Below are 5,833 nucleotides of genomic sequence, written 5' to 3'. Positions count from 1 at the left end.
GCCTGCGCGGCCGGGTCCTCGCCCCGGGCCGGCCCGCGGTGATGGCTGTGGTGAACCGCACGCCGGACTCCTTCTACCCTGCGGCGCGCTCGGCCGACGACGAGTCGGCGCTGCGTGCCGTCGAGCAGGCCGTGCAGGACGGCGCGGACCTCGTCGACATCGGCGGGGTGCGGGCCGGGCGGGGCGCAGCCGTGGAGGTGGCCGAGGAGGTGGACCGGGTGCTGCCGGTGGTCATGGCGGTGCGTGCAGCCTTCCGCGACCTCCCCATCAGCGTCGACACCTGGCGGGCGGAGGTGGCCCAGGAGGTCGTCGTGGCAGGGGCCGACCTCCTCAACGACACCTGGGCCGGGCACGACCCTCGCCTCGTCGAGGTCGCCGGCCGCCACGGCGTCGGGGTCGTGTGCTCGCACACCGGGGGGCTGGCCCCGCGGACCGATCCGCTCCGGCCCGTCTACCCGGCCGGGCCCCGGGCCGAGGACCCGCTCGACGGCGTGCTCGAGGACGTCCTCGCGACGGTGGGAGCCGGTGCTGCGCGCGCGGTCGCCGCAGGGGTCGACCCTGCCTCGGTGCTCGTCGACCCGACCCACGACTTCGGCAAGAACACCTGGCACTCGGTCCACCTGACCCGTCGGACCGAGCGGCTGGTCGCCCTCGGGCACCCGGTGCTCATGGCACTCAGCCGCAAGGACTTCGTCGGTGAGTCCCTCGACCTCCCCGTCGAGGAGCGGCTCGAGGGCACCCTCGCCGCGACGGCCGTGGCGGCGTGGCAGGGGGCCGCGGTGTTCCGCACCCACGACGTGCGCCCTACCCGTCGGCTCGTGGAGATGGTCGCGGTGCTGCGCGGCGACCTGCCTCCGGCACGAGCCGTGCGCGGTCTGGTGTGACGCAGCGCGATCAGGTCGCGCCCGCCCCGGGACGGCCCGTACGGGTGCTGCGGCCGAGCGCCTGGCCGTGGTGGGTGCAGGTCCTCGTGGTGCACGGGGCCGCCCGGCTCCTCAGCGCCGGGGTGCTGGCCCTGGTCGCCCGGACCCAGGCCGCGAACCCGTGGACCGGCGCGGCGCCGTCCTACCTCGAGTACGTGGGGCTCATGTGGGACGGGAGCTGGTACCGGCAGATCGCCGAGGACGGTTACCCCGAAGGGCTGCCTCGGGGCGAGGACGGCCGGGTGCTGCAGAACGCGTGGGCCTTCTTCCCCCTCTTCCCGGTCCTGGTCCGGACGGGGTCCGCCCTCACCGGCCTGCCGTGGCAGGTGCTCGCGCCGAGCCTGGCCCTGCTGATCGGTGCTGCGGCGATGCTCGTGGTGAACCGGGTCGTGGTCCTGGCCCTGACGAGGCCCACGGGGAACGGCGGTCCCGCCCTCGACGAGGGCAGGGCCGCGAGCGCCGGCCTCCTCGCCGTCGTGCTCCTCACCACCGCGGCGGCCTCTCCCGTGCTCCAGGTCGCCTACACCGAGTCTCTTGCTCTGCTGCTCCTCGCCGCGGTGCTCTGGTGCGTGCTGAGCCACCGCTACCTGCTCGCGGTGCCGGTGGTGCTGGCCCTGGGCCTGACCCGCGCCGTCGCCCTCCCCGTGCTCGCCGTCGTGCTCGTGCACGCCCTGGTGCGGTACCGCGCAGCCCGGTCCTGGACGACGCAGGGGGCTGCGGACCGGTCGCCGACGAGCGGTCCGGCGTCGGGGACGGTCACCCTGGTCCCCGACGGGGTGAGAGGCTTCGCGCCCCGAGACCGGTGGCGGCTGCTGGTCCTCGCGCTGGCTGCTGTCCTCGCGGGGGTCCTCTGGCCTGCGTGGGTGGGGCTCGCCACGGGGGAGGGGGAGGCCTACGTGCTCACCCAGGCGGCCTGGCGAGCTCGGCAGGAGGTGCTCCCCGTCCTGCCCTGGATCGACGTGGCCACGTGGCTGCTCGGCGGGTTCGGCCCGGTCCTCCTCGGTGGGCTCGTCCTGGTGGTGGGACTCGCCCTCGCCTCGCGGCCCGCGCGACGGGTGGGCCCCGAGCTCAGCGCGTGGACCGGGGCCTACGCCGCCTACCTGCTCGTGGTCGTCGAGCCCGGCACGAGCCTGGTGCGGTTCGCCACCCTGGCGTTCCCGGTCGCGGCCGTGGTGGCCCTCGGGGTGCTCGACCTCGGCAGGCCCTGGGTGCGTCGTCTGGCCGTGGGAGGCCTCGTGGCGGCCGGCCTCGTCGCCCAGGTCGCCTGGGTGGCGCTGCTCTGGCGACTGGTGCCGCCCTCGGGCTGGCCGCCGTGAGACCGAGGAGCCCGCGTGGTGAACTAGACTGATCTCGGACATCCGTCCTCTCGCGGCCCGGTGACGGCGCCCGGCCCGTGCCGGAGCGGCGCCCGGAACAGGCCGACTGGGGACGGGCAAGGACGGACGGGGAGGATTCACCGATGGCTGCGATGAAGCCGAGGACCGGTGACGGGCCGCTCGAGGTCACCAAGGAGGGGCGTGGCATCGTCATGCGCGTCCCCCTCGAGGGTGGAGGTCGCCTGGTCGTCGAGCTCAACGCGACCGAGGCCCGCGAGCTCGGGGAGGCCCTCGGCTCCGTCGTGGGCTGAGCGCACCACCTCTGCACGAGGGTCGTACCCGAGCGTCGAAGGAGCGTTGTGCCCGGATCCCACCGTCGTCGGTCGGCCGAGGCCGACGTGATCGCGCCCTGGCCTCCCGACCTGCCTCGTGTCGAGGCCGCACGCGGGGTCGTCGCGACGAGTACGTTGCTGACCGAGCCCGACGTCGACGCCCTGGTCCTGCCGGTCGCCCCGGCGGCCGAGGGCGAGGACGGCGTGCAGCCTCGCAGCGGGACCGTCGACGCCGCGGTGCGCTACGGCATCGACCTCGCTGAGATCGCCGAGCGCCTCGGGGCGCGGGGGACCGCGGGGGAGGCCCACGTCCTGCCCCTGCCCCGGCCGATCGGGGGCGGGGCGGACCTGCCGTGGTCGGACCTGCCCTCTCGCGTGGTCCTGGTCGGCCTGGGGGACGGCTCCCCGGTGGCGCTGCGCCGCGCAGGGGCGGCGATCGCCCGGGCGACCCGAGGGCTCGGACGGGTCGTCACCACCGTCGGCGCCGACGCGGGTGCGGTCGGTGTGCGGGCCCTGGTCGAGGGGTACCTGCTCGGCGCTTACCGGCACCCACGGGTCACGGGTCGGGCGCCGGGTCCTGCCGCGGCCCGGAGCCTCGTCCTGCTCGGCAGGTACGCCGAGTCCGCGATCGACTCCGCACGGCACGTGGCCGCGGCCACGTGGACCGCACGGGTGCTGACCGTCACGCCCTCCTCGACCAAGAACCCGGCGTGGATGGCGGATCAGGCCGTTGCCCTGGGCACCGCGGCCGGGCTCGAGGTCGAGGTCCTCGGCCCTGAGGAGCTCCTGGCCCGCGGCTTCGGGGGGCTGGTGGCGGTCGGTGGGGGCTCGGACTCGGGGCCTCGTCTCGTGACCGTGCGGTACGAGCCGCGGCACGAGGGGGCACGCTCCGGGGCGCTGCCCCGGCACGTCGTCCTGGTGGGCAAGGGCATCACCTACGACACCGGCGGCATCTCGATCAAACCGCGCGAGTCCATGGTCGCGATGAAGACCGACATGGCTGGCTCGGCGGTCGCCCTGGCCACCGTGCTCGGAGCCGCCGCGGCCGGGGTCCGGCACCGCGTGACAGCCCTGCTCCCCCTCGCCGAGAACGCCGTGGGCGCCTCGTCCTACCGGCCCGGTGACGTCCTTCGCCTGTACGGCGGCACCACCGTGGAGATCGCGAACACCGACGCCGAGGGGCGCCTCGTCCTGGCTGACGCCCTGGCTCACGCCGACCGCGACCTCGACCCCGACGTCCTGATCGACGTCGCGACCCTCACCGGAGCCGCGACCCTGGGCCTCGGGCGGCAGCACGGTGCCCTCTACAGCCCGGACGACCGCCTCGCGGCAGCCCTGGTGCAGGCCGGCACGGAGAGCGGCGAGCGCCTCTGGCGCATGCCCCTGGTCGAGGACTACCTCCCGGCGACGAGCTCGACCGTGGCCGACCTGCGCCACGTGCCGAGCGACCCCACGATCGGCGGCGGGTCGATCACCGCGGCGCTCTTCCTCCGGGAGTTCGTCGGCCGCCGTCGCTGGGCGCACCTCGACGTCGCGGGACCCGCCCGGGCCGCTGCGGCCTCCCACGAGTTCCCCGAAGGAGCGACCGGCTTCGGTACGAGGGTCCTGCTCCGCTGGTTGTCCCAGCTGCGCTGAGCCGTTCTCCCCGTCCCGACCGGCTGGCGCCGACGCTCTCGCGGCGACGGAGGTCAGCGACGCGAGGCGAGCAGGAGGCCGTCTCCGCTGGGCACCAGAGCAGGCACGACCCGCTCGTCGTCGCGCAGGGTCCGGACCACCTCCCGCAGCGTCGTGGTCACCTCGTCGCGGCGGGCCGGGTCGGGCAACCGGTCGTGGTGCAGGGCGTGCGCGATCGCGAGGACCCCGCCCGGGCGCAGCAGCCGGAGGCCCTGCCGGACGTGCTCGGGGAGCTCGAGGGGGTCCCCGTCGGCCAGGACGAGGTCGTAGGCCCCGTCCGTCAGGCGTGGCAGGACGTCGAGGGCACGGCCGGTGATCGTCCGCGCACGCGTGGGACGGACGCCGTCCTCGGTGAAGGCCTGCTTCGCGGCCCGCTGGTGCTCGGCCTCGCTGTCGATGCTCGTGAGCACCCCGTCGGGGGTCATGCCGCGCAGCAGCCACAGCCCCGAGACCCCGGCCCCGGTCCCGATCTCCACCACCGTCGAGGCGCGCAGCACCGAGGCGAGGAGCTGCAGCAGGGCCCCGGTCCCGGTCGAGACCGGGGTGCATCCCAGCTGGGCCGCACGGTCCGTGGCGCGGAGCAGCACGTCGTCGGACGGGAGGAAGTCCTCGCTGAAGGCCCAGCTCGCGGACTTGTCGGTGGAGATGGTGTCCCTCCCGGGGCAGGTGCGATCGACGTGCCCCGATGCTACCGCCGGGCTGGAACACCCCGACCGCGCCACGCGTTCTGGGTCTGGGAGGATGGCCTCGTCGCAGGGTGCGGCGAGAACGACCGTCCGACGAGGGAGGGAGCACGCGTGCGGCCACTGCGCACCCCCCGTACCGCGGCGCCCGGGACCCGGGTCGAGGACGACGTCCGCTCGGTCGTCAGTCCCGACGAGCCCTACGTCCCGCCCTCCTGGGAGCAGATCGTCACCGAGCACTCGGCCCGGGTCTACCGCCTGGCCTACCGGCTCACCGGCAACCAGCACGACGCCGAGGACCTCACCCAGGAGACCTTCGTGCGAGTCTTCCGGTCCCTGTCGAGCTACACCCCGGGGACCTTTGAGGGCTGGCTGCACCGCATCACGACGAACCTCTTCCTGGACCAGGTGCGCCGTCGGCGCCGCATCCGCATGGACCCCCTCGGCGACGACGCCGACGGGGTCGCCGGGCCTGCCGGTCCGGACACCCCTGAGCGCGGGTTCGAGCACGCGAACCTGGACCAGGACGTGCAGCGGGCCCTGGACCTGCTGTCCCCCGAGTACCGCGCGGCGGTCGTGCTGTGCGACATCGAAGGGTTGTCCTACGAGGAGATCGCCACGACCCTGGGCATCAAGCTCGGCACCGTGCGGTCCAGGATCCACCGCGCCCGGGCCCAGCTCCGCACGACCCTCGCGCACCGCGACCCGCACCCCGTCGCCCTCGAGCGCGTTGAGCCCCTCGAGCTCGAGCCGACCTCGCGCGGCGCCCGATGACTCACCTGGGCACGCGGGTGAGCGCCCTCGCCGACGGGCAGCTGAGCGCAGCCGAGACGGACCAGGCCATGTCCCACGTGGCGGGGTGCCCCGAGTGCGCGACGGGGCTCGCCGCGAAGTCGGAGGCCAAG

7 protein-coding genes are annotated in these 5,833 nt (G+C 75.0%); 6 read left to right on the top strand and 1 reads right to left on the bottom strand.

What is annotated here, in order from left to right; genetic code table 11:
- Positions 1-2 precede the first annotated feature (2 nt).
- The 4 genes from folP (at position 3) to L0B03_RS12830 (ending at position 4,206) form a co-directional block, all read left to right on the top strand.
- On the top strand, positions 3-884 hold the full coding sequence (gene folP / locus L0B03_RS12845; protein ID WP_250446345.1) for a dihydropteroate synthase: 882 nt from the start codon (positions 3-5) through the stop codon (positions 882-884).
- Positions 881-2,239: a hypothetical protein gene (locus L0B03_RS12840; RefSeq protein ID WP_250446342.1), complete on the top strand. Its 1,359-nt coding sequence runs from the start codon at positions 881-883 to the stop codon at positions 2,237-2,239. Before folP ends, L0B03_RS12840 begins: the two co-directional genes overlap by 4 nt.
- Positions 2,240-2,382: 143 nt before the next feature.
- A complete protein-coding gene (locus L0B03_RS12835; protein ID WP_250446339.1) occupies positions 2,383-2,550 on the top strand; it encodes a DUF3117 domain-containing protein in 168 nt (55 codons plus the stop codon).
- A gap of 48 nt (positions 2,551-2,598) precedes the next feature.
- Positions 2,599-4,206, top strand: a complete 1,608-nt coding sequence (locus tag L0B03_RS12830; protein WP_308200054.1) for a leucyl aminopeptidase family protein — start codon at positions 2,599-2,601, stop codon at positions 4,204-4,206.
- A 53-nt stretch (positions 4,207-4,259) separates the two neighbouring features.
- Here L0B03_RS12830 and L0B03_RS12825 read toward each other — a convergent pair whose 3' ends face one another.
- Positions 4,260-4,892 carry an O-methyltransferase gene (locus tag L0B03_RS12825; protein WP_250446351.1) on the bottom strand — a complete coding sequence of 211 codons (633 nt, stop codon included), beginning with the start codon at positions 4,890-4,892 and terminating at the stop codon, positions 4,260-4,262.
- A 159-nt stretch (positions 4,893-5,051) separates the two neighbouring features.
- Here L0B03_RS12825 and sigE point away from each other — a divergent pair, with 159 nt between their 5' ends.
- Both sigE and L0B03_RS19365 read left to right on the top strand, forming a co-directional pair.
- Positions 5,052-5,702, top strand: coding sequence for an RNA polymerase sigma factor SigE (gene sigE, locus L0B03_RS12820; protein WP_284501763.1), 651 nt, complete (start codon positions 5,052-5,054; stop codon positions 5,700-5,702).
- Positions 5,699-5,833 (top strand): zf-HC2 domain-containing protein (locus L0B03_RS19365; RefSeq protein WP_284501762.1); only part of this gene is annotated, 135 nt, incomplete at its 3' end. The genes sigE and L0B03_RS19365, both read left to right, overlap by 4 nt.

The organism is Actinotalea sp. C106 (assembly GCF_023630195.1).
Taxonomy (GTDB): domain Bacteria; phylum Actinomycetota; class Actinomycetes; order Actinomycetales; family Cellulomonadaceae; genus Actinotalea.
The sequence above is the reverse complement of the archived record's forward strand: the minus strand, read 5'-3'. Positions and strand labels throughout refer to the sequence as shown.

Coding starts and splice junctions, on each gene's coding strand:
- L0B03_RS12835 (WP_250446339.1), top strand. CDS start 2,383: ATGGCTGCGATGAAGCCGAGGACCGGTGACGGGCCGCTCGAGGTCACC.